This window comes from Rhodococcus mengyinensis, assembly GCF_048381435.1.
GTDB classification, from domain to species: Bacteria; Actinomycetota; Actinomycetes; order Mycobacteriales; family Mycobacteriaceae; genus Rhodococcus_F; species Rhodococcus_F opacus_D.
On the sequence record NZ_JBLWIT010000073.1, the window covers coordinates 20,106 to 41,909 of the forward strand.

The window sequence follows — 21,804 nt, forward strand, 5'->3', positions numbered from 1 at the left end:
GCGTGTTTCGTCGGGTGGTCAGCTGGCAGCGAACAGGGGCATAGGTGGTCGTGTGCCGGCGCTGTAGTGGGTATGGGCGAACTGGAGAAGTTGGACGGCTACTCGAGGACGGTGGTCTCGGTTGCCGATACGGTGTTGCCGAGTGTGGCCAGCCTGGTTGTGCGGACGTCACGGGGGAGCGGTTCGGGCAGCGCGAGTGTGATCACCGATGACCGGCTGTTGCTGACGAGTGCGCACGTGGTGGCGGGAGCGAGCGGGGCCGAGGCGGCATTCACCGACGGAACTGTTGTCCGCACCGACGTGGTGGGGCGCGATCCGTTGTCCGATCTCGCTGTGCTGCGTGCTCGGGGCGATGTGCCGGCTCCGGTGGAATTGGGTGACGCCGCGTCGCTGCGGGTGGGGCAGTTGGTCGTCGCGTTGGGGAACCCGCTGGGTCTGGCGGGCAGTGTGACGGCGGGCATCGTGTCCGGGCTGGGCCGCTCGTTGCCGGTGGAGTCGGGGCGGGTGATCGATGAGGTGATCCAGACCGACGCGGCGCTGAATCCGGGGAACAGCGGTGGCGCGTTGGCCGACAGTGCGGGCCGGCTGGTCGGGGTGAACACCGCTGTCGCCGGAATGGGGGTGGGTCTGGCGGTGCCGATCAACTCGACGACGAGGCAGATCATCGCCGCGTTGGTATCGGCGGGGCGGGTGCGGAGGGCTTGGTTGGGGATCGCGGGCATGCAGGTTCCACTGCCTCCGAAGCTGCAGGGGCGGATCGGGTCGAAGACCGGTTTGCAGGTTGCCGGTGTCTCCCCGCGCAGCCCGGCCGCCGAGGCGGGGCTGCGGCGCGGGGACATCATGGTCGAACTCGACGGCAAGCCGGTCGTGACGACGACCGCCGTCCAGCGGTTGATGGTCGAGGATGCGATCGACCGGCAGATCGAGATCACAGTGTGGCGCAACGGTGCGCTGGTGGACGTGTTCGCACGTCCTCGTGAGCTCGCGGCCTGACGACCACACGGCGACGTGGGATCCGATCGACGGTCACCGATTCATCTCGTGCCGGATCGCGTCCTGGACTTTCCCGTGAGCCACCGCGATACCGCCCGCGATATCGGTCAGTGTTCTCCGATGCTGGAGGCGCAACGGGTCGTTCATTACACCGTCGTGCAGGTGTTGCCGATACGGGAAGGCCGGGCGCGGTTCGGTCTTCACGAGGTGCCGGTTGAACGTCCCAGTGAGCTGCGACAGCTCGTTGAGTCGTCGGTAAACGTCATCGCTGGCGACGACCCGCGCCTGGCTGAGCAGAGAATCGAACTCGTCACCGCCGATCTCGTCCGCGTCATTCGGGTGCGATGCAGCCGAAGTCGTTGCGGTTGCGGCGAGGCGGGCCGTCGCCCCCAGCAGGTCGGCGTAGATCGCGAGCCGCAGTTTCACGAGTTGGTCTCGGCGCGCAGTCTTGCTGCGCAACCGTTCGGTTATCCACGGTGAGAGGGCGGTGCCCACGATTCCGGCCACGCCCATCCACATGATCGCATTCACGATCAGTCTCCCGTCTCTTCTTGCGTTCGTGCCGAAGACCCGCGTTCACATCCCGCCGCCTCCGCGTTACTCATTCCCGGACACTCTGGCGGCCGCTGTTCACGGCCGGTTCTGGTTCGTCGTTGTCGCCGAAGATCGTCTTGGCCTCGAGGTATTCCATCAGGCCGAACTTGCCGAACTCCCGGCCGTTGCCTGACTGTTTGTAACCGCCGAACGGCGCATCGAAGGCCAGCGGAGCACCATTGAGATGAACCATTCCCGTCCGCAGCTGTCGGGCCACATTCCGTGCCCACTCCGGATCGCTCGACGAGACCATCCCGGACAGCCCATACGCGGTGTCATTCGCGATGCGGATTGCGTCGGCCTCGTCCTCGTAGCCGATGAGCATCACGACCGGGCCGAAGATCTCCTCGCGCGCGATGGTCATATCGTTCGTCACGTCCGCAAAGACGGTGGGCCGGACGAAGTAGCCGGTGGACAGTCCTGCCGGGCGACCGACTCCACCAGCGACGAGTGTGCCGCCCTCTTCGATGCCGGTCTGGATCAGGCGCTGCACCTTGTCGAACTGTGTCTGTGACACCAGCGGTCCCACGGTCGTCCCCTCGGCCTCGGGTTGTCCGACCACGATCGACGCGGTGGCGGCTTTCGCGATCGCGATCGCATCGTTCATGCGGTCGGACGGAACCAGAATGCGCGAGGCAGCATTGCAGGACTGGCCCGAATTGACCACCACACCCAGCACGTCTCGGGTGATGACCTTTTCGAAGTCCGCGTCGTCCAGCACAATGTTCGCCGACTTGCCGCCGAGCTCCTGTGCAACGCGTTTGACCGTTGTCGCAGCGTTCCGAGCGACCTCGACGCCGGCACGCGTCGATCCGGTGAACGAGACCATGTCGATGTCGGAGTGCATCGACAGTGCGGCTCCGACGGTAGGTCCGTCACCGTGGACAAGGTTGAAAACTCCGGCAGGGACTCCTGCTTCATGAAGTATCTCCGCGAAGATGATCGCATTGAGTGGCGCGATCTCGGACGGCTTCAACACCATCGTGCAGCCTGCGGCCAGCGCGGGCGCAACCTTCGCGGCGATCTGATTGACGGGCCAGTTCCAGGGTGTGATGAACGCACACACGCCGACCGGCTCGTGCACCACCGTCGTCGTACCGATCCTCTCCTCGAATTCGACTGCGCGGAGCGCGTCCACGGCCGCTGTGAGATGCACCAGGCCGGACGGTGCCTGAGCGGTCGTGGCCAGTGAAGTGGGTGCCCCCATTTCCTGGGTGATCGTCGACGCCAGGTCCGCCATCCGTCGCCTGTAGACCTCGATTATCCGATCCAGTAACGCAACCCGGTCGGCACGTGTCGTCGAGCGGTAACCGTCGAACGCCCTGCGGGCGGCCATGACGGCGCGGTCGACGTCCTTCTCGTCGCCCAGCGCGATGGTGGCGACGATCTCTTCTGTCGCAGGGTTCACGACGTCGAGCGTGTCGGTGCCGGTCGGGTCGGTCCATTCGCCGTCGATGTAAAACCTCTGGGTGTTCTCCATGGTGCTCCTCTGGTCGGCTGCTGCAGAAAGTGGGAAGGGTTGGGTATCGGATTCGGCGGGTGGCCGTCGGGTTTGCGATGGCGTCCTGTGTTGCACCGCTCTCGCACCCCGGGCCCTGACTGGATTGCGTCGGAAAGTTTCCGGCGCCTGATAACAATGACTCGCCACAGCTCAGCTGTCTGTCCGCCGGCCGGGCCCATTGGAGGATGAATGCATTGTCCCCCAATCGGAGGACAACGGCGATTTCGGGTCGAGCGATAGGAAGTCGAGGTGGTGGTCCATCGCCGATGTTCGGCGAACGGTGTTCCCCGAGAATGGAATTTCGGTGTCGGGCTGCCGATCCCAGCGCCGAACGCCTGTCAGCGTCGTTCGCACGAATGATCGTCTGGGTCCGACGTCACGATGAGGGATATCGACGATCAGACCGTGAAGCCGAGCCCTGTGCGGCGGATGGCACGGAGTTACCTCGACGCGCTGACCGACGAGGACCGCGCGGGAGGTCGGAGTGCGGCCGCCGCCATGGTGAGCGCCACAGCATCCTCGGCGAGCGCGGCCTGCCAGTCCGGCATCCGCCGGCCGGCCCACTGCCGCCACCACGCGCCGCCGTAGGAGCCGGCGAGGGCACCGACGGTTCCGATGATCAGGGCCGACGCCGTGTCGACCCGGTCGCGGTGGGCCAGCGCCGCGGCGCCTCCGCCGCCTGCGATGAGGCGTCCGGTGAGCGCGGGCTGGGAGAGGCGCGACGGTACGTTCGGGTTCTTGTCGGCCACCAGTTCGCCGCCGACGAGCGCCGTCGCGCCAACGACGCGGGCCCGGTGCGCCGAGCCCGGGGCACCCGACAACAATGCCGCCGCGATGCCCGTGGAACTGCGGAGACCGCTGGCCACGCCGATCACGGCCGACCGGACAGTGCTCGACCGTTCCGCCGCCCGGCCCCTCCTGTGCCCCGTCTCCTCGTCCTGTTGCCGCAGGACTGTGGTGACAGTGGCGCCGTAGACGAGATGCGGCACGAGGTCGCTGAGCCAGTCCTGGGCGGTCCACTGCCGCGGGTCGCTGATGCCGCGCAGGGTGATCGGGATGTCGGTGGCTGCCATCGCGGCGAGACCGATTCCGATCGTTCCGGCGGCTGGGGTCAGGTGGGCGCCGGCTCGGCGGACGAGGGAGGCGGCCACGCCGAGTCCTGTGCCGACGGCGATCCCACCGAGCGCCCCGAACGCCGACCGTCGCGCCGCGAGCGCGTCACCGCGTCCCGGTATCGCGACGCCCAGAGCGGTCGCAACGGACTCGACCGTCTTCTCCGGAACGGTGCTTGCGGGGCGGCCGCGGATCGCCATGTCCAGGTAAGTGACGGCGTCGAGCATCGTGGTGCCTGCGGCACCTGCAACGATGCCGGTCGTGACAGCGTTCATCGAACTGCCTCTCTCGCGTGATTCGACGACGGGGTCGCCCTTCCCGGGAGCATCCCCCGGCGGCGTACCGGGCAAACGTGGACGGGGTGTTGTGCGCGAGGCACGGCGGTATGTGGGCAGGAGTGAGCAGGACGCGATTGCGGGCGACGGTGACTGGTTCGGTGGCCGGGAACGTTGGCCAGGATCGTGCCGGCAACGGGGGAGTCGGGGAGCGTGGCGACGCCGGATATCTTGTGGCGCAGCCAAGCGCAGCCCCCGCCAACGATCGGTGTCAGCTGGCAGGGGCGCTACACGGACAAACCGCGCGTAGTAACGAGCGGTGCATTAGTGATCTTCGTGAGCCGGGGCGCGGAAGTCCAGGGAGTGTGATCCACGCCATTGCACAAATTTCTTCACTCAGTATTACCGACCAGTAAGTGTAGTTTTTGGGGTCGCACAAGGCACGTGCGTGAATTGATCGGCACCGCCGAGTTCCAATCGGCCGGAGTCTGTGGCGGGGGATGAAATTGTCAAATCCATCAGTTGGGAATTCAACATATCTGTCCGCCGATGCTGCTGTGCCGCAGCATGTCCGGCCGTCGCTCGGAGCTGTTCTGCGGAATCGAGGCACGCGGCGAGTTGCTCGCGGACCATTCGGTACCTGCGTCGCGTAATACTCGGTATGCAAAGAACAGGCATTGCGGTGTGACGTAGAACACGGCACATTCTCTCGGGAAGCATGGTGATCGGGAATGAGGTGTGGTTACACCCCTGCATGGGACCCAAAAGCGGGTATGGGTGTAGGTGATTCGGCCGTTGTGCAGGTGTCGACGTCGGACGACTGTGTGTGGTGCACCGTCATCGACGTGGCGGTCGGGAATCTCTGCACGTGAAGGAAGAGTCGTGATGGCACGGATCAGCAAGAAACTGGGAGTCGATTTACTGGATGCGTTGCGTGTCAGTGTCGTTGGCACCGTGGTGTGTGCCGGACTGGTCATGGGTGTGATCGTCCTGGCGATGTGGAAGTTCCCGATACCGGGCGTGTAGACGCCTGTGGCTTACGGACCTTCGCCGGCCCCGGTAGGCCGGAGTGCAACACCGGGCGGCAGTTCGGCGATATAGCTGACGGGGGATTGGTTGTGCTCGTGGGTCCGGTGGTCGATGACCGGCACCTGTGACGGGCGTCGTGTGGAGTGGAAGGAATGAGAATGCTCGGGACGGGTACGGGTGCGATGGTTGGCCTACTGGTGGTTGCGCTGCTGGTGGTCCCCGTCTCGTTCGCTGTGGCGGCACGGGCGGATGCAAAGGCCCGCCGCCTCTCGGAGGCGCAGCCGTCCGACGCGGACCTGGGGCGAGCGGTCGCGGTCGCGGAAGTGGCTGGTCGGTGCGATCAGTGGCGGCAGCTCGCAACGCGCGCGTGGCTGATCTGCGGCGGCGCCTCGCTGGTTGCAGTCGTGGTCGTGGGTGTACTCGTCTGTATCGGGTAAGGGCGGCGCGGACCGGACTGCGCGATTCCGGTTCGGGGCTGTCCAGCTCCCGTGTCTCCGGAACCTCTCGACTGCCGTGACATGCGCGTCCCGGGATCGTCCGGGAGTGCGGTGGACCCTCTGTGAGCCGTAGCGGCCCGGTCGGAGTGTTCTCCGCTCCGGCCGGGCCTCGCCGGGACGTGCAACACGACGCCACCGCGCTCTGCATCGGACGACTGGGTCCGCGCCGGTGTGCCTGGTGGTTTGCCCGGCTGCCAATGCCTTCTCGGGCGTCGGAGATGGCATCGGCGACCGGTACTCGGTCTGTACTGGCGTGAGGAAATGCTAGATCGGCCGGCTGGTCGCATCGCGGGGATGTGATCCACGCCACACGGTTTTCCGTGTCGACCGAACTGGGCCGGTGACGATGAGGCACCGGCCCCAACTCGCGCCCGAGAACTTCTCCGATTCACACTGTTTGCCAGGTGAAGCCGTCGGGGTCAGTGAAGGGTTCGGCGTCGCCGCTGATGACGATCCGGTGGGCGCCGGTGCCGTCGGGGGAGACGCCGGCGTCCTTCGCGAGGGCGCGGCGCCCGTAGAGCGCGAGCTTGACGTTCGGGCCGGTGGCGAACTCGACGTACTTGCGACCGAAGCTTCTTGTCACTTCCAGTCCGTGGTCGAGGTAGAACTGCTTGCTGGCTTTGACGTCTTCGACGCCGAGCAGCAGGACGAGGTCCTCGATGTGCCGGGTCGCCGGCCCCGTGTTCTTCTTCGACGATGTCGCGACCTTCCAGAGCGCTCCGTCGGGACCCTGCACGACACCGCCGTACCCCCACAGGCTCTTCTTGACTGGTTTGATTGTGGTGCCGCCATTTTCGAGGGCAGCCCCGACGTAGGCGTCGACGATGTTCGGCTGGGACACGACGAGCGAGAGGGTGTAACCGCGGAAGCCGGTGGTCGGTGCGTCCGTGTCGCGGGCACTGATGTGTTCATCGAGGCCGAGGGCCGCGTGGAAGGCTTTCGCGGTGGTGGGGTCGGGGGTTTCGAGGGCGAGGGATTCGATGTTCATGCGAGTGACGTTAATGTCGCCCGCGGGCAGTCGCTTCTCGATTCCTGATCAGTCTGCTCCATGGTTGCTCCCGTGCGTGAGTGCACTACGGGTGCGTGCGCGACTCCGTCTTCCTGGCGCAGGCGAAGTGACGGCCGTAGCGGAAGTGGCGTACTTGCGGACCGTCTCGAACTCGGCAGGTCCCACAGGCCCGGCATGCGAATGCAGTCAGTCGACGCGGGGTAACGGAAAATGTAACGCATCCGCGTGTGAATCAGATCACATGTGTGCGTGGTTGCTGAAACTACGCGACCGCTCACGGCGGCGCCCCAATAGAAGCGACGAAGGCAGAATTCTCATGGCGACACCCTCGACTCCGACGATTTCCGTGTCCACACCTCGCACGCAGAGGCGGCCCAGCGCGATGAGCACCGCCGAAATCAAGGCGAGAATCGAAGCCATGTACGCCGACGATCGCCGGCCTGACACTCCGACTGCTCGCTGACACACTTCCGGTGGAGCACGGTCTCGGCGGCTATGAACTGCTGCCGAATGGTCCGGGCGGCGTCGCGACGGGGTAGGCCGCGACGTCCATGATCACCGAGCCCTCGCACGGTGTGGACCCGGCTGGTCCCGTCCCAGGTGTACTGCGGCGGTAGCGGCAGTGTCGGGTTGGCTGGTGTGGGCCCATCTGTCACGGTGGCCACGCAGGTGTCGTCCGCGCAACTGGTCTCGAATGTGTACGCTATCGGCGAAGTCGGGCTCCCACTGCCGCGCGGCCAAGCTCGTACCGTCCTTCGTCGCGGCGAAGCGCTTCACCGAGTACTCGCCCGACCAGGACGGCTGCGTCGGTGCCGCCCCCGCGGGCATGGCCGCGAAGACCGTCCCGGACGCAATCAACGCGACAACCAGCAGTGATTTGCGCATGACGAGATTGAATCACAGGTATCGGCGGTGTCCGGGGTGATAGACGGCTCGGGTCTGTCGTATGTGAATGCAAGGATGGGTGCATGAGTTCTTGTGGATGGCGACGCCCGCTTCGGCGGGCGAGGGATGCGGTGCTCCAATCGCCGCCCCGGTCCGTCCTCAATCGGGGGTAGCGGGCCGGGGCGCATGAGCGCTGAAAGGCACCGCCTTGTCCCGTACCGATGCACATTCTCCTGTCTGGGTTCGTCTTCGCCGTGGCGAATTTGCCGTTGAACCGTGGCACGCCGACTGCCATGACGTCTGCGACCTCCCTGAGCGGTTTCAGGGAGGTCGGGCCTGGTTGCTCGCGACGAGGTGCTTCTGGGCTTTCGCGTACACGGGCACCGGGATTTGCTCGTGCACGCTGTGCCACGACGGTGAGGGCCATGCTCGTGATCTGCGTCGCGAGCGTCGCCGTACCGCTCGCAACCTCGCGGAGGGGTGTCGCCGGTGGGATGCCGGTGACGCTACGGCTTTCGACGACATCGTTGTCCCGCATCGCAGGCGGGATTGGTGGAAGTGATCACTAGTCGCAGGCGTGTCCGGGGCTGGTGTCGGCGCTGGCCTGGACGCGGCCCGGACGGGTGTTAGTCGTTGGTGCACAGCTGTTTCGCGTTCGTGATCGGACCGAGCGCACCCGTATACAGGACTGTGCGGCGGCCCGGCGCAGTCGTTGCGGGCGGCGAGGGCGACAAAGCGGTGGGCTCGATCGCGAGAATCTGTCGAACAGGGCGCGGATCGCTCGACATCTTTCCGATACGGTCGAATTCGCCTGCAGGTGGACGCCATTCGGGGTGGTAGCGAGGAGGAGATCCTTGTGGATGGGAGATCCGCGCCCCTCATCCGTGCAACTCGTGGCGAGAGTACAAGATCGAGCACGTCGCACACCGCGGACCGTCCACAGCCACAGGACACCGAGACCCTCTACCAGTCGGTCGGGTGGCCAAGGTGGTACTGACGATCCCTGGGTAGTCGTAGGCAACAAGCCTAACGTGGGGCTATGGAACTTGGACTGCACATCGCCGACTTCACCTTTCCGGACGGACCGTCGACCCTCGCGCACGACTTGTCTCGCATTGCCGTCACCGCCGAGGACGTGGGTTTCGCCAAGATCAGCGTCATGGATCATCTCTGGCAGATCGAACCGGTAGGACCGATCGACACCGAGATGCTCGAGGCCTACACCACTCTCGGCTACCTCGCTGCCGTCACGAAGAAGGTGGACTTGCTGGCCTGGGTCACCGCGACTGTCTACCGCGAGCCAGGCCTTCTTGCCAAGGCTGTGACCACGCTCGACGTCCTGTCCAAGGGTCGGGCATACCTGGGAATCGGCGCCGCCTGGAACGAGGACGAGAGTGTGGGACTCGGGCTCCGCTTCCCGCCCACGGCCGAACGCTTCGAACGACTGGAGGAAACACTGCAGATCTGCCTGCAGATGTGGAGCGAGAACGACGGACCATTCGAGGGAGCGCACTACCAGCTCGGCCGCACGCTGAATGTGCCGCAGCCGCTGCGGCGCCCACACCCGCCGATTTTGATCGGCGGCGGGGGTGAGAAGAAGACGCTTCGGCTGGTCGCGCAGTACGCACAGGCCTGCAACCTGTTCGGTGGACCCGAGGTCGCGCACAAGCTGGAGGTGTTGAAGAGTCACTGCGACGCTCTCGGAACCGACTATGACGCCATCGAGAAGACCGTGATGTTCCCACTCGACCCGGGTGCGGGCGGACAGAACGTGGACACACTGTTGGGTCAGCTCGAGGACTTGTCGAAGCTGGGAGTCACCCACGTTCACGGATGGGTGCCGGACGTCGCGTCAATCACGCCCCTCGAGATCTTGGGCGAGCGCGTGGTTCCGGTGATCGCGGACTGGTGATCCCTCCGACCACGGATCGCCTGATCCGGTCGTCCGCGGTAGCGCCGCCAGGCCTCGGTGGAGCGCATGGTGGCGAAGCTTCGGCGAGGCCGATGGTGGACGGAAACTGGACGTCGAGGCGCGCAGCCTGGTCCCGGCGAACGCGACCGATGGGCACGTGAACCGCGGAGTGTTCGCATGGTGAACCAAAGTGGTCGAAGTGAATCAAAATCGGGCGCTTGAATATGCTCTGATGATGTCGCACCTAACCTGGACTCGACGCGAGACCGATAGCCTCACGAGGAGCCTATCGACCTCGGAACGAACTGACGCGGGAGAACAACCATGAGCGCCGATAAGCATCCAACCATCATCTACACGCTGACCGACGAGGCGCCGTTACTCGCGACCTACGCCTTCCTGCCGATCGTGCGCACCTTCGCCGGTGCCGCAGGCATCGAGGTCGAGTCCAGCGACATTTCGGTACCGGCGCGGATCCTGGCCGAGTTCCCCGACCGCCTCACCGAAGAGCAGCGCGTCCCGGACAACTTGGCTGAGCTGGGTCGGCTGACGCAACTGCCCGAGACCAACATCATCAAGCTGCCGAACATCAGCGCGTCTGTGCCGCAGCTCCTGGCCGCCATCAAGGAACTGCAGGGCAAGGGCTACCAGATTCCGGACTTTCCGGAAGCCCCCAAGACCGACGAGGAACGCGATATTCGGCAGCGCTACGGCAGGATCCTCGGCAGTGCGGTCAACCCGGTCCTGCGTGAGGGCAACTCCGACCGCCGCGCACCCCGGGCGGTGAAGGAGTACGTCCGCAAGCACCCGCACAGCATGGGTGAGTGGTCGATGGCCTCGCGCAGCCACGTCGCGCACATGCGGCACGGCGACTTCTACCACGGCGAGAAGTCGATGACACTGGACCGGCAGCGCACGGTCCGGATGGAGTTGGTGACCAAGAGCGGCGAGACGATCGTCCTCAAGGAGGGGCTGACCCTGGGCGAGGGCGACATCATGGACAGCATGTTCATGAGCAAGAAGGCCTTGCTCGACTTCTACGAGGAGCAGATGGAGGATGCGCGCAAGACGGGCGTGATGTTCTCCCTCCACGTCAAGGCGACGATGATGAAGGTTTCACACCCCATCGTCTTCGGTCACGCGGTGAAGACCTTCTACAAGGACGCCTTCGCCAAGCATCAGAAGCTGTTCGACGAACTGGGCGTGAACGTCAACAACGGCCTCGTCGATCTCTACGACAAGATCGAGACACTGCCGAGCACGCAGCGCGAGGAGATCATTCAGGACCTGCACGACTGCCATGAGCACCGTCCGGAGTTGGCCATGGTCGACTCCGCTCGCGGCATCTCGAACTTCCATTCGCCCAGCGACGTCATCGTGGACGCCTCGATGCCCGCGATGATCCGCTCGGGCGGCATGATGTACGGCGCAGACGGGCGACTCAAGGATGCCAAGGCGGTGATGCCGGAGTCCACGTTCGCGCGCATCTATCAGGAGATCATCAACTTCTGTAAGACCAACGGCGCGTTCGACCCGACGACCATGGGCACCGTCCCCAACGTCGGGCTCATGGCGCAGAAGGCCGAGGAGTACGGCTCGCACGACAAGACCTTCGAGATTCCGGAGGACGGCGACGCCAACTTCGTGGATGTCGAGACCGGTGAGGTTCTGCTCACCCAGCAGGTCGAGGCGGGTGACATCTGGCGCATGTGCACCGTCAAGGACGCGCCGATCCGCGACTGGGTCAAGCTCGCGGTCACCCGGGCACGCAACTCCGGCATGCCGGTCCTGTTCTGGCTCGACCCGTACCGCCCGCACGAGAACGAGCTGATCAAGAAGGTCGAGCTGTACCTGCAGGACCATGACACCGAGGGCCTCGACATCCAGATCATGTCCCAGGTGCGCTCGATGCGGTACACGCTGGAGCGGCTGATCCGCGGGATGGACACCATCGCCGCGACCGGCAACATCCTTCGCGACTACCTGACCGACCTGTTCCCGATCCTGGAACTCGGCACCAGCGCGAAGATGCTGTCGATCGTGCCGCTGATGGCCGGCGGTGGCATGTACGAGACGGGCGCCGGTGGGTCGGCGCCCAAGCACGTCAAGCAGCTGGTGGAGGAGAATCACCTGCGATGGGATTCGCTCGGTGAGTTCCTGGCGCTGGCCGTCAGCCTCGAGGACCTCGGCATCAAGACCGGCAACGAGCACGCCAAGATCCTGGCCAAGACGCTCGACGCGGCGACCGGCAAGCTGCTGGACGAGAACAAGAACCCGTCGCGCAAGACCGGCGAGCTCGACAACCGGGGCAGCCAGTTCTACCTCGCGTTGTACTGGGCACAGGAACTCGCCGCGCAGACCGAGGACAAGGAACTGGCGGAACGTTTCGCCACGCTTGCCGAGGCGTTGACCGAAAACGAGGAGACCATCGTGCGGGAGCTCATTGAGGTGCAGGGCTCGCCGGTTGACATCGGCGGCTACTACCAGCCGGACAGCGAGAAGGCCGACGCCGCGATGAGGCCGAGCAAGACTTTGAACACCACGCTGGCGGCCGCACAACAGTGAGCCCGAACCACTGATCCGCCGGTTCGGGACCTGTGCACGGGTCGAACACTGGTGCGGGGCAGGGCCCTGGCCCTTGTGGGTCAGGGCCGCCCCTCCAGCGACCCTGTGACCGCCAAGTCGTCGAGCAGCCCCAAAAATGCCCGGGCACAGGGGAGGTCGGCACTGGCCCCCGCCACGGTGGGCCAGTCGACCTGCTCGCGCAATGCGCGGGCGACCGGCAGCATCGGCACGAAATCACACCGATGGGAACCGAGACGACGGAGTTTGTCGATCATCAGATCGGTTCCGCTGAGGACCGGTGCCCAGATCTGCCCGATCCGCATCGTCTCGGCACGCTCGAGGAGTCCCTCCCCGGTCCCGGTGGTAGAGGCCGGATGCAGCAGGGTGACCCGGAGGTCACCGCCGACGACCTGCCGTGACCCGAGGCGGGAGGAAGCGATGGACCGCATCCCAGCCGCAGCCAACGCGGTCCGTGCCTCGGTCAGGTGTTCGTCCGAGGCGATGATGGTCACCTGGTGCTCGGCTGGCGGTCCGCCGCGAGCGTGGACGGCGCAGTCCCCGCCGACCGCGAACGGCACGTCAGCGGCCGAGAGGATGTTCACCGCCCGCCCCAGCGTCCGCATCAGCTGGGCTTCGCGGGCCGCGACTACCCGAACGGTGGGGTAATCCTCCGCCCGTGGGGAACACTGGCGCGGCGGATGCTCGGTGGTCATGACCGGTGGATACCCGGCGTCGCAGACCTCAACCGTGCCATGGGTCGTCTCGCTTCACGGAGAGCGGCCACGGGAAGTAGATCGACGGATCTTCGTGAGGGGCGCGTCGAGTATTGGCCTGCGAGCTTGTCACCGCAGGTGGCGATAGGGTTCCTGCCGATGGCTACGTCGGTGGCGCGGTTCTTCGCCTCCACCGAAGCTGCTAGTCGGATTGGTTGAGGGTGTCCATGATGCGGTCGTGAATCCAGGTTTCGAGGTTCTGGCCGGCGGCGGGGGCGGCGGCGTGGGCGCGGGCTTGGAGAAGGCTGACGCAACGGTGTCACGACGGCATCGTTGGCCGAGGTACCTGCGCCGTAATCGACACCTTTGCCGGAGCCAGCGCAACGTGTTGATGAGGTGGATGGGGTCCGGCCGTGTCCCCTTGCACCCACTGGTTACGCCGAGTCTGCGCCGACGGTGGTGCGGAACGGGCCGGGTCGGGCATGGATGTTCCAGAGCCGATCGGCCAGGGCGTCGGGGGCGTAGAGCGGGTCGCCACCACCGATCGCGCCGGGGATGATGAGCTGTTTGACGTGAGTGTTCTGGGGTGTGAGAGCCTCGTGGAGCATTGCGCCGTAGTCGGTTTCACCGGCGAGTGCGGTCGAGGTGCCCGCGACGTTGCCGTTCGGTGTTGCGGCGCTGGAACCGTTACCGTGAATCCCTCCCGCCCGAAGCATCGGGCGGTCGCCGCGCCGAGCCCGGGTCCGGGGCCGATGATTGCAATGGTCGTTTTCGGCAGGATGGAGTCGCCGAAGCGTTATTCGCCGGTGGTGTGGGCCGGGTGGTCGGCTGTGGTGGTGGTGGCGAGGTTGGTGGCGGCCCAGTTGGCGAGCAGGGTCATGGCGTCGGCGGACGGGCTCCCGGGTTCGGGGCTGTAGAGGGTCAGGACCAGGCCGGGGTCGGCGGGCAGCGGCATCGTTTCGTAGTCGATGGTGATGTCACCGACGACGGGGTGGTGGAAGGTCTTGGTGCCGGTGTAGTGCAGGCGCACATTGTGCTTGGCCCAACGGACCCGGAATTCATCGCTGCGGGTGGATAATTCACCGACGAGGTCGGAGATGCCGCGGTCGTACGGGTCGCGGCCGGCGTCGGTGCGCAACAGATTGACCGCGCCGTCGGCCATCTGGTCCCAATCGGGATAGAACTCGCGGGCACGGGGGTCGAGGAAGCAGAACCGGACGAAGTTGACCGCCTTGCTGGGATCGGGGTGCAGTTGGTCCGGGTAGAGGGGCGAATAGAAGGCGTAGGCGAGCTGGTTCGCGGCGACGAGGTCGTGGCGGGCGTTGCGTACGAATGCGGGCCCGGTGTAGCCGTCGAGGAGTCGCTGCACCATCGGCCGCACCGCCTTGGTGCGGCGTGAGCGGACTCGTTGCGGGCTGCTGAGGGCGCTGCGGTGCAGGTCGAACAGATGGGAGCGTTCGGCGTCGTCGAGTTCGAGGGCACGCGCGATGGCGTCGAGCACGGATTCGGAGATGCCGTTGACCTTGCCGCGTTCGATCTGGGTGTAGTAGTCGACCGAGAGCCCGGCCAGGGTGGCGACCTCTTGGCGGCGCAGCCCGGGGACGCGGCGCTTGGCGGCGTCGTAGACCGGCAGACCGACGTGCTCGGGGGTGATCTTGGCCCGCCGTGACGAAAGGAATTGGCCGATCTCGGCGACTCGGTTGGTGGACTCCATACAACCGAGGCTACGACCTGCGCGTCGGCGGTTGCCAGGTGCTGTGAGGGGGGTGCTGGCAGCACCCCCCTAATCTTCGCCTCCCACGCGAGCGGTTAGCGGCGTTGCATGGATGCTGCGAGCACGGAGGTGCTCTGCGACCGAATCCTTCGATATCGACGAGGTGACATGACCACGCAAACAGCTGTCCAACCGAGCACCAGCACCAGCACTGGCCTGCCTGTGCTGGTGTATGTGCTGGCGGCCGGGATCTTCCTGATGGGCACGACCGAGTTCATGGTCGCCGGACTGTTGCCCGACGTCGCCGCGGATCTGGGTGTGGATATCGCCCGGGCCGGGTTGCTGGTCACGGCGTTTGCGGTCGGCATGATCATCGGCCCGCCGGTGATGGCGCTTGCCACGCTGCGGTTGCCCACCCGGGCGACCTTGATCGGGGCGCTGGCGGTGTTCTCCGCCGGGCACGTGGTGGCGGCGGTCAGCGACTCGTTCACCGTCGTCACCGCCTCCCGCGTCCTCACCGCGCTGGCGACGGGCACGTTCTGGGCGACCGGCGCGGTGGTGGCGGCCGCGGTCGCCGGACCGGGGGCGAGCGCGCGGGCATTGGCGGTGCTCTCGGGTGGGTTGAGCCTGGCCGTGGTCGCCGGTGTCCCGTTGGGCACCTTCGCCGGCCAGTTCACCGGGTGGCGGGGCCCGTTCTGGATGCTGGCAGTGCTGGCGGTTCCGGCGATCGTCGCTGTTCTTCGGTTCGCTCCGGGCACCGCGACCGGGGACACGGTGAGTGTGTCGGCGGATTCGGAGATCTCGGCAGTGCGGCCGTGGCGGGTGTGGGCGGTGCTGGGTGCGATCATGCTGGCGCAGGCCGGGTTCCTCGGCGCCTACAGCTTCATCAGCCCGCTGCTGACCGACCGCGCCGGCATCTCCGCCGCGCTGGTGCCGCTGGTACTTGTCGGTTTCGGTGTCGGCGCCCTGGTGGGGACCGCGCTGGCCGGTCGGATCGGCGACCGGTGGCCGCTGGCGACCATCGCCGCGGCGGTAGCACTGACCTCGGTTCTGCTGCTCGTCCTGGCAGCGACCGCAGGCCACAGGGCGATCGTGGTGGGTCTGATCATCGTCCTGGGTGCCTCCGGGCTCGGGGCGAACCCGGTGCTGATCGCCCAGACCATGCGATTCGCCGGACATGGCTCCCGGCTGGCGTCGTCGCTGGCGACCGCGGCCTTCAACCTCGGCACCGCCGCCGGAACGGCGTTAGCCGCGACCACCTTGTCGACGTCACTGGGTGTGGTCGGGCCGGCGGTCCTCGGCGCCGCGATCACGGCCACCGCGCTGATACCGATCGCACTGCTGGCGACCACCCGGGCGCGTCCTGCCGCCGGCAACCCGCCGCCCCGACCCACCCACGAGGAGACGCTGCGGGTCCCCACGTCCGTGAGCTAGAGCGCGGCTGAACACCGCTACAGGAGAAAAACCATGCGCCCCATGGTCACCGGGCTGGTCGTCCTCGCGACAGCAGTCACCGCCGTCGCCGGGCTCACCGCCTGCGCGAGCACAACGGACTCGGCAGAAAACAGTGCGCCGTCGGCGTCACCGACCGCGCAACCTGCGACGTCGCAACCTGGTCAGGAAGGACCGTTCACGCAGATTCGGTTGAGGATCGGCGCCTCGGAGGCGACCGCACGACTCTACGACAACGCCACGGCACGAGACTTCGCATCCCTGATACCGGTGACGATCACCCTGCACGACCTCGGCGGCCGCGAGAAGGCCGGACCGCTGCCTCGCGAGCTCGCCGATAGTCGGGGCCAGAGCAGCTACTGGGCAGGACAACTCGGCTATTGGCCACCCACCAATGACCTGGCCATCTACTACCGCGACGACGGTTTCACGATTCCCGATCCCGGGATCGTGATGATCGGCGAGATCGACACCGGACTCGACGCCATCACCGACGCCGACGGCAGTGGCACCCTCACCATCACCGCCGCCTGATCACCCCAACGACCGAAGAGGACCACCATGCGTGGAGTAGTGATGTATGCCCCCGGCGATGTTCGCGTCGTCGAGCGGGAAGACCCGAAGATCATCGAGCCGACCGACGCGATCATCCGGATCACCGCGACCTGCATCTGCGGATCCGACCTGTGGCCGTACCGGGGTGTGGAACCGGTCGATCACACCCTGATGGGACACGAGTACGTCGGCGTCGTGGAGGAAATCGGTGCCGCCGTGCAGACCGTGTCGGTCGGTGATTTCGTCGTCGGGTCGTTCGCCGTCTCCGACAACACCTGCGAGATCTGCCGCGCCGGCTACCAATCCCGTTGCCTGCACGGCTCCTTCGTCGCCGGAGACATCGGCACCCAGGCAGAGAAGGCCCGCATCCCGTACGCCGACGGAACGCTGGTGGCGACGCCCGGTCAGCCGGAGATGGACCTGGTTCCCTCGCTGCTGGCGGCCTCGGATGTCCTTGGGACGGGCTGGTTCGCCGCCGTCGCCGCCGAGGCCGGACCCGGTAAGACCGTGGCCGTGGTCGGTGACGGTGCCGTCGGCCTGATGGGTGTGCTCGCCGCCCAACAGCTCGGCGCCGAACGGATCATCGCCATGTCCCGGCACGCCGACCGCCAAGGGTTGGCCGGCCAGTTCGGTGCCACCGACATCGTGGAATCCCGCGGCGACGAGGGTGTCGCCGCGATCAAGGAACTCACCGGCGGGCTCGGCGCACACAGCGTCATCGAAGCCGTCGGAACCGAGGAGTCGATGCTGCAGGCCATCCGCTCGACCCGGCCCGGCGGGCACGTCGGCTACGTCGGCGTCTCCCACGACGGTGTCACCCTGCCCGCCAACCAACTGTTCTTCGCCGAAGTGCACTTGATGGGCGGCCCCGCACCGGTCCGCCGCTTCCTGCCGGAGCTGATCGACCTGATCTGGCGCCGCGAAATCGATCCCGGCAAGGTCTTCGACCTCACCCTCCCGCTGGACCAGGCGGCCGAGGGCTACCAGGCGATGCACGAGCGCCGCGCCATCAAAACCCTGCTCACCCTCTGACCTCCCGCCCCCAACTCACTCACACACACCAGGAGTGCCGCAATGACCAACACCAGAACCACCGCGCGGCGAGGCCATGGCCGCTGGAGCAGGATCGCCGGCGCCGGGGTTGCCACGCTCGCCGTCCTGGCCGCCTCAGCCTGCTCCGCCACCGACTCGAACACCTCCTCGGCGGCTCCTGCCTCGCCGGTCGCGAACCCGGCCTCCGGGGATCTGTCTAACGGTGCCGACAACTTCTACACCAGTGACCAGGTCACCATGGAGAAGGTGACGTTCACGAACCAGTACCGGATGGACGTCTCCGGCAACCTGTTCGTCCCCAAGAACCTCGCCGCCGGCACCCTCGCAGCCGCCATGGTCGTCGGCCACCCCATGGGCGCGGTCAAGGAGCAGAGCGCCAACCTCTACGCCACCAAAATGGCCGAGCAAGGTTTCGTGACGCTCTCGCTGGACCTGGCGTTCTGGGGCGGCAGCGCGGGTGAACCCCGCAACGCCGTCGCCCCCGACCTCTACACCGAAAACTTCTCCGCCGGCGTGGACTTCCTGCGCACCCAGGACACCGTCGATCCCGAACGCATCGGCGCGCTCGGCATCTGCGGCAGCGGCAGCTTCGTCATCTCCGCCGCCAAGATCGACCCCCGCATCAAGGCCGTCGCCACGGTCAGCATGTACGACATGGGCGGCGCCAACCGCAACGGGCTGGGCCACTCCGTCACCCCCGAGCAGCGCCAGGCGATCCTCGCCCAAGCCGCTACGCAGCGTGATGTCGAATTCACCGGCGGCCCTGTCGAATACACCAGCGGAACCGTCCGCGAACTGGCCGCGGACTCGACTCCCATCGAACGCGAGTTCTACGACTTCTACCGCACCCAGCGCGGCGCATTCACCCCCGAAGGCACCACCCCGGACCTGACTACGCACCCGACGCTGTCGAGCAACGCGAAGTTCATGAATTTCTACCCCTTCAACGACATCGAGACCATCTCGCCGCGCCCGATGCTGTTCGTCACCGGCGAAAACGCCCACTCCCGCGAGTTCAGCGAAGAGGCCTACCGCCTCGCCGGTGACCGCAAGGAACTGGTGATCGTGCCCGGCGCCGGGCACGTCGACCTCTACGACCGCACTGAACTGATCCCGTTCGACAAGCTGACCGAGTTCTACACCCAGAACCTCACCTAACGGCATGCGGGCAGCGACCGGCAACCCGGTTTGAGTGTTCTTACCCCACAAGAGGACCCACGGGTATGCCAGCGTGCACCGACTATGCACGCCGGCATACCCGGTTCAACTGTCAACCTCGACGAGCGATGCCCGGACACCACGACAACCAAGAGGGCGTAACACAACTCCGCGCTCTCGCGGCGACAAGGCCGCACAGCGCCGCGAGCATGCGAAACCGCATAGGAGGGCACCGACGGAAGGACACCGATGATCGGGAACAGAAGTCACGACAACCACGATCGAGCAGGAACCATCGCGATCGGGCTCGCCATCGCGATCACCGCCATCCTGACCTACCTGGATTCACTGATCTATTGACCGCTCGGAACCGCCCCCGTCACGACGCGAGCCGTAACGGAGGATGGTGTCCGTCTACTGGAAGTACGTCCCAACCTCCCGCGCTCCCTTAGCGTTGATGGTTGGAGCAGCAACACGAGATCGGAGCGTTGCTAGACAGCAGGCGTGCAATGCCCGAGCGCATCTACGACCGCACAATCGCCGAGGACCTGAATCCAGTGTTCGACGGCGACGGTGCCTCGGAGCTGGTCTGCGGGCTGGTCCGGTTCACCCCGGGCGCTCGCACCAACTGGCACGCCCACGGCAACGGGCAGCTGCCACCACGTGGCTGGAGCCGGTCACCGCGGAGCAGTACGCCGCTGCGCACACTGCTGCAGGGGTGGAGTGATAGCGATCAGCGACGACACGAAGCGCATCCACGATCAGTTGGCGGGCTTGATCGGAAAATTTCTCGAACGTCATTGACACTCCTTCGCGGACTGCATCCCGTGACTGACGGGAGTGGGTTCACTGGATCGGTCAATGTGTGGAGAGGTGGCAGGTTCCCGGGCGGCCCCGTCCCTGTCTGCGCCGCGTTCGGGTGTGTTGTGTTGTGCTGATGGCGGTTAGCTGCCGAAGATGGTGCCGAGATCGTCGACGTCGGGGGCGTCGCCGGCGGCAGGGGGCGCGGGATCCTCGCCGGCGACGGCAACGGTGACGACCGTGGAGGCTTGTTGGACGGTGAACTCCGTGCCGGGCCATTGTGCCAGGTAGTCCTCGATTCCGGGGTAGTCGGAGATCCACATGGCCGGGTCGGTATCGGTGCGCGAGCGCTCGTACAGTGATTGACCGGCGCTGAGGACGTCGCGGACGGGTGGCAGCACCCTGTCGGGGGCAGGTGCGAGAGAAGTTCCGCAGCCGATGATGGTGCCGCTGTTGTTGGTGATGGTGTTGGTGACGGTCGATCCGTCAACGGTGAAGGCGAAGATGACGTCGGTGGTTTCGGCCGCTGATGCCGGCGCGGCCGCTGCGACTGCCAGTGGGATGGTGGCCGCGGCAAGGAGGGTGGTACGGGCACTCATGGGCATGCGGTGTCCTATTCGTCGGTGTGATGAGTAGTGATGTGTGCATCCTGCAGCAGAAACCGACCGACTGGCATTGTTTCCGTGAGTTGGGTGAACCGGTGGACTTCGTTGTTGTCGACGGTCACCGCCCGGTTGTGCTGGCGACGTCAATGTCTCATTGGCTCTGCGTAATTCGGAATTGCCGATGGTGCTGGAATTAGGACGGACCGTGGGACGCATTAATGGGTCACCCGGTGCGGATTTCCTGGAGACTGTTCAGTCATGACCGATCAACTGCACGCCGACCTCATAGAACGTCTGGGTCGGGCTGTCGCCCGTGCCGCCATGGATGGTGACCCCCTGTTCGGCACCGTCGAGGTCACCATCGCCGAGCTGACTGAGCTGCTCGAACGCCGAATCCCTCCCGGTGAATGACCGGGGGAGATCTGGTCTGGGCTGACGCGCGTTCGTCGCGCATACACTAGGGCGATGACCGATTCGTCAGTGCCGGTGGCTCCGTTCGGGCGCGTTCTTACAGCGATGGCTACGGCGTTCACCGTGGATGGCGAGATCGATGAGGAGGCGACTGCTCGAATCGCCTTACATCTGGTCGATCATGGGCACGACGGCCTTGTCGTCTCGGGGACGACCGGTGAGGCGGCCACTACTACCACCGCCGAGGACGGTCGGATCTTGCAAGTGGTCAAGGATGCGGTGGGCGACCGCGCAAAAATCGTTGCCGGAGTAGGAACGAACGACACACGGCACACACTGGAATTGGCGAGGCAGGCTGTCATGCACGGGGCTGACGGGCTGCTGCTGGTGACGCCGTATTACAACAAGCCGAGCCAGGGCGGTGTACTGCAGCACTTTCGGTACGTCGTGGAGGCAGTCGATGCTCCTGTCATGGTCTACGACATTCCCGGCCGGGCCGGTACCAAGCTGGCGCCGTCGACGTTCGAGACGATGGCGGAGTGGCCGTCCGTGGTGGCGGTGAAGGATGCCGCTGGAGATCCCACTCAGGCGATCATGTTGCGCGAATTGGGCTATGCGGTCTACTCGGGAGACGACAGCCTCACGCTGGGTTTCCTGGCGTATGGGGCGTGCGGGGTCGTCTCGGTTCTCGGTCACGTGGCAGGTGACGAGATCCGCACGATGATCGACGCCTTCTTCTCGGGGGAGGTCGAAACCGCACGGGAGATCAATGCCCGCCTGCAGCCGGCGTTGCGTGCGGTCATGGGTGTCCCCAATTACGGCGCGACGACGGTCAAGGGGGCACTGCAGTTGCTCGGTGTGCTGCAGAACAGAACCGTGCGGTCCCCGCTCCTTGCCCTCGACGACGGCGAGTACGAGGCGTTACGGACGGGGCTGCTCGCTTCGGGTTTGCTGCACTGACCGAGCAGT

General features: G+C 65.9%; 19 protein-coding genes and 1 pseudogene. 11 read left to right on the forward strand and 9 right to left on the reverse strand.

The genetic code is table 11. From position 1 onward, the window contains the following. Positions 1 to 72: 72 nt before the first annotated feature. On the forward strand, positions 73 to 993 hold the full coding sequence (locus ACNJ7E_RS14300; protein ID WP_280780208.1) for a S1C family serine protease: 921 nt from the start codon (positions 73 to 75) through the stop codon (positions 991 to 993). A 33-nt stretch (positions 994 to 1,026) separates the two neighbouring features. On the opposite strand, the gene ACNJ7E_RS14305 is transcribed toward ACNJ7E_RS14300, so the two are convergent. From ACNJ7E_RS14305 to ACNJ7E_RS14315, 3 genes are all read right to left on the reverse strand, one after another. Then, positions 1,027 to 1,524, reverse strand: a complete 498-nt coding sequence (locus ACNJ7E_RS14305; RefSeq protein WP_418340183.1) for a hypothetical protein — start codon at positions 1,522 to 1,524, stop codon at positions 1,027 to 1,029. A 70-nt stretch (positions 1,525 to 1,594) separates the two neighbouring features. Further along, positions 1,595 to 3,067: an aldehyde dehydrogenase family protein gene (locus tag ACNJ7E_RS14310; RefSeq protein WP_418340184.1), complete on the reverse strand. Its 1,473-nt coding sequence runs from the start codon at positions 3,065 to 3,067 to the stop codon at positions 1,595 to 1,597. 461 nt (positions 3,068 to 3,528) lie between these two features. Continuing rightward, complete coding sequence (locus tag ACNJ7E_RS14315) at positions 3,529 to 4,476, reverse strand: hypothetical protein (protein ID WP_280780211.1); 948 nt, start codon at positions 4,474 to 4,476, stop codon at positions 3,529 to 3,531. A gap of 882 nt (positions 4,477 to 5,358) precedes the next feature. On the opposite strand from ACNJ7E_RS14315, the gene ACNJ7E_RS14320 reads away from it, so the two are divergent. Beyond that, positions 5,359 to 5,502 carry a hypothetical protein gene (locus tag ACNJ7E_RS14320; RefSeq protein WP_198602070.1) on the forward strand — a complete coding sequence of 48 codons (144 nt, stop codon included), beginning with the start codon at positions 5,359 to 5,361 and terminating at the stop codon, positions 5,500 to 5,502. A 161-nt stretch (positions 5,503 to 5,663) separates the two neighbouring features. After that, complete coding sequence (locus ACNJ7E_RS14325) at positions 5,664 to 5,942, forward strand: hypothetical protein (protein ID WP_280780212.1); 279 nt, start codon at positions 5,664 to 5,666, stop codon at positions 5,940 to 5,942. A gap of 448 nt (positions 5,943 to 6,390) precedes the next feature. On the opposite strand, the gene ACNJ7E_RS14330 is transcribed toward ACNJ7E_RS14325, so the two are convergent. Further along, positions 6,391 to 6,990: a glyoxalase gene (locus ACNJ7E_RS14330; RefSeq protein ID WP_280780213.1), complete on the reverse strand. Its 600-nt coding sequence runs from the start codon at positions 6,988 to 6,990 to the stop codon at positions 6,391 to 6,393. A 514-nt stretch (positions 6,991 to 7,504) separates the two neighbouring features. Then, a pseudogene (locus ACNJ7E_RS14335) lies at positions 7,505 to 7,896 on the reverse strand (Rv2253/PknI dimerization domain-containing protein). Positions 7,897 to 8,935: 1,039 nt separating this feature from the next. Here ACNJ7E_RS14335 and ACNJ7E_RS14340 point away from each other — a divergent pair. Both ACNJ7E_RS14340 and ACNJ7E_RS14345 read left to right on the forward strand, forming a co-directional pair. Further along, positions 8,936 to 9,808, forward strand: coding sequence for an LLM class F420-dependent oxidoreductase (locus ACNJ7E_RS14340; RefSeq protein WP_418340185.1), 873 nt, complete (start codon positions 8,936 to 8,938; stop codon positions 9,806 to 9,808). Between the two features lie 324 nt (positions 9,809 to 10,132). After that, positions 10,133 to 12,373: an NADP-dependent isocitrate dehydrogenase gene (locus ACNJ7E_RS14345; RefSeq protein ID WP_283351931.1), complete on the forward strand. Its 2,241-nt coding sequence runs from the start codon at positions 10,133 to 10,135 to the stop codon at positions 12,371 to 12,373. A gap of 80 nt (positions 12,374 to 12,453) precedes the next feature. On the opposite strand, the gene ACNJ7E_RS14350 is transcribed toward ACNJ7E_RS14345, so the two are convergent. From ACNJ7E_RS14350 to ACNJ7E_RS14360, 3 genes are all read right to left on the reverse strand, one after another. Beyond that, on the reverse strand, positions 12,454 to 13,086 hold the full coding sequence (locus tag ACNJ7E_RS14350) for a hypothetical protein (protein WP_418340186.1): 633 nt from the start codon (positions 13,084 to 13,086) through the stop codon (positions 12,454 to 12,456). A gap of 434 nt (positions 13,087 to 13,520) precedes the next feature. Then, positions 13,521 to 13,802 (reverse strand): hypothetical protein, encoded by a 282-nt coding sequence (locus ACNJ7E_RS14355; RefSeq protein ID WP_280780217.1) that lies wholly within the window; start codon positions 13,800 to 13,802, stop codon positions 13,521 to 13,523. A gap of 80 nt (positions 13,803 to 13,882) precedes the next feature. Then, complete coding sequence (locus ACNJ7E_RS14360) at positions 13,883 to 14,800, reverse strand: helix-turn-helix transcriptional regulator (RefSeq protein WP_280780218.1); 918 nt, start codon at positions 14,798 to 14,800, stop codon at positions 13,883 to 13,885. A 168-nt stretch (positions 14,801 to 14,968) separates the two neighbouring features. Between ACNJ7E_RS14360 and ACNJ7E_RS14365 the strand changes: the two genes are divergently transcribed. From ACNJ7E_RS14365 to ACNJ7E_RS14380, 4 genes are read left to right on the forward strand one after another with little or no spacing between them, the layout of a single operon-like run. Then, entirely contained in the window at positions 14,969 to 16,234 is a 1,266-nt protein-coding gene (locus tag ACNJ7E_RS14365; protein ID WP_418340187.1) for an MFS transporter, read from the forward strand. Between the two features lie 33 nt (positions 16,235 to 16,267). Then, positions 16,268 to 16,786, forward strand: coding sequence for a cyclophilin-like fold protein (locus tag ACNJ7E_RS14370; RefSeq protein WP_280780220.1), 519 nt, complete (start codon positions 16,268 to 16,270; stop codon positions 16,784 to 16,786). A gap of 27 nt (positions 16,787 to 16,813) precedes the next feature. After that, positions 16,814 to 17,839 carry a zinc-dependent alcohol dehydrogenase family protein gene (locus tag ACNJ7E_RS14375; protein WP_280780221.1) on the forward strand — a complete coding sequence of 342 codons (1,026 nt, stop codon included), beginning with the start codon at positions 16,814 to 16,816 and terminating at the stop codon, positions 17,837 to 17,839. Between the two features lie 42 nt (positions 17,840 to 17,881). Next, the gene (locus ACNJ7E_RS14380; protein ID WP_418340188.1) at positions 17,882 to 19,018 is read left to right on the forward strand and encodes an alpha/beta hydrolase; all 1,137 of its coding nucleotides are present in this window, start codon (positions 17,882 to 17,884) and stop codon (positions 19,016 to 19,018) included. Positions 19,019 to 19,962: 944 nt separating this feature from the next. On the opposite strand, the gene ACNJ7E_RS14385 is transcribed toward ACNJ7E_RS14380, so the two are convergent. Beyond that, positions 19,963 to 20,424 carry a hypothetical protein gene (locus ACNJ7E_RS14385; RefSeq protein ID WP_280780223.1) on the reverse strand — a complete coding sequence of 154 codons (462 nt, stop codon included), beginning with the start codon at positions 20,422 to 20,424 and terminating at the stop codon, positions 19,963 to 19,965. A gap of 258 nt (positions 20,425 to 20,682) precedes the next feature. Here ACNJ7E_RS14385 and ACNJ7E_RS14390 point away from each other — a divergent pair, with 258 nt between their 5' ends. Both ACNJ7E_RS14390 and dapA read left to right on the forward strand, forming a co-directional pair. Then, a complete protein-coding gene (locus ACNJ7E_RS14390) occupies positions 20,683 to 20,835 on the forward strand; it encodes a hypothetical protein (RefSeq protein ID WP_280780224.1) in 153 nt (50 codons plus the stop codon). Positions 20,836 to 20,889: 54 nt separating this feature from the next. Then, a complete protein-coding gene (dapA, locus tag ACNJ7E_RS14395; RefSeq protein ID WP_280780225.1) occupies positions 20,890 to 21,795 on the forward strand; it encodes a 4-hydroxy-tetrahydrodipicolinate synthase in 906 nt (301 codons plus the stop codon). The last annotated feature ends 9 nt before the right edge of the window (positions 21,796 to 21,804 follow it).

Excerpts from the sequence above, each read along its gene's own strand:
- ACNJ7E_RS14300 (WP_280780208.1), top strand. The coding sequence starts at position 73 with ATGGGCGAACTGGAGAAGTTGGACGGCTACTCGAGGACGGTGGTCTCG.
- ACNJ7E_RS14310 (WP_418340184.1), bottom strand. The coding sequence starts at position 3,067 with ATGGAGAACACCCAGAGGTTTTACATCGACGGCGAATGGACCGACCCG.
- ACNJ7E_RS14315 (WP_280780211.1), bottom strand. The coding sequence starts at position 4,476 with ATGAACGCTGTCACGACCGGCATCGTTGCAGGTGCCGCAGGCACCACG.
- ACNJ7E_RS14325 (WP_280780212.1), top strand. The coding sequence starts at position 5,664 with ATGCTCGGGACGGGTACGGGTGCGATGGTTGGCCTACTGGTGGTTGCG.
- ACNJ7E_RS14330 (WP_280780213.1), bottom strand. The coding sequence starts at position 6,990 with ATGAACATCGAATCCCTCGCCCTCGAAACCCCCGACCCCACCACCGCG.
- ACNJ7E_RS14340 (WP_418340185.1), top strand. The coding sequence starts at position 8,936 with ATGGAACTTGGACTGCACATCGCCGACTTCACCTTTCCGGACGGACCG.
- ACNJ7E_RS14345 (WP_283351931.1), top strand. The coding sequence starts at position 10,133 with ATGAGCGCCGATAAGCATCCAACCATCATCTACACGCTGACCGACGAG.
- ACNJ7E_RS14350 (WP_418340186.1), bottom strand. The coding sequence starts at position 13,086 with ATGACCACCGAGCATCCGCCGCGCCAGTGTTCCCCACGGGCGGAGGAT.
- ACNJ7E_RS14355 (WP_280780217.1), bottom strand. The coding sequence starts at position 13,802 with ATGCTTCGGGCGGGAGGGATTCACGGTAACGGTTCCAGCGCCGCAACA.
- ACNJ7E_RS14360 (WP_280780218.1), bottom strand. The coding sequence starts at position 14,800 with ATGGAGTCCACCAACCGAGTCGCCGAGATCGGCCAATTCCTTTCGTCA.
- ACNJ7E_RS14365 (WP_418340187.1), top strand. The coding sequence starts at position 14,969 with ATGACCACGCAAACAGCTGTCCAACCGAGCACCAGCACCAGCACTGGC.
- ACNJ7E_RS14370 (WP_280780220.1), top strand. The coding sequence starts at position 16,268 with ATGCGCCCCATGGTCACCGGGCTGGTCGTCCTCGCGACAGCAGTCACC.
- ACNJ7E_RS14375 (WP_280780221.1), top strand. The coding sequence starts at position 16,814 with ATGCGTGGAGTAGTGATGTATGCCCCCGGCGATGTTCGCGTCGTCGAG.
- ACNJ7E_RS14380 (WP_418340188.1), top strand. The coding sequence starts at position 17,882 with ATGACCAACACCAGAACCACCGCGCGGCGAGGCCATGGCCGCTGGAGC.
- ACNJ7E_RS14385 (WP_280780223.1), bottom strand. The coding sequence starts at position 20,424 with ATGCCCATGAGTGCCCGTACCACCCTCCTTGCCGCGGCCACCATCCCA.
- ACNJ7E_RS14390 (WP_280780224.1), top strand. The coding sequence starts at position 20,683 with ATGACCGATCAACTGCACGCCGACCTCATAGAACGTCTGGGTCGGGCT.
- dapA (WP_280780225.1), top strand. The coding sequence starts at position 20,890 with ATGACCGATTCGTCAGTGCCGGTGGCTCCGTTCGGGCGCGTTCTTACA.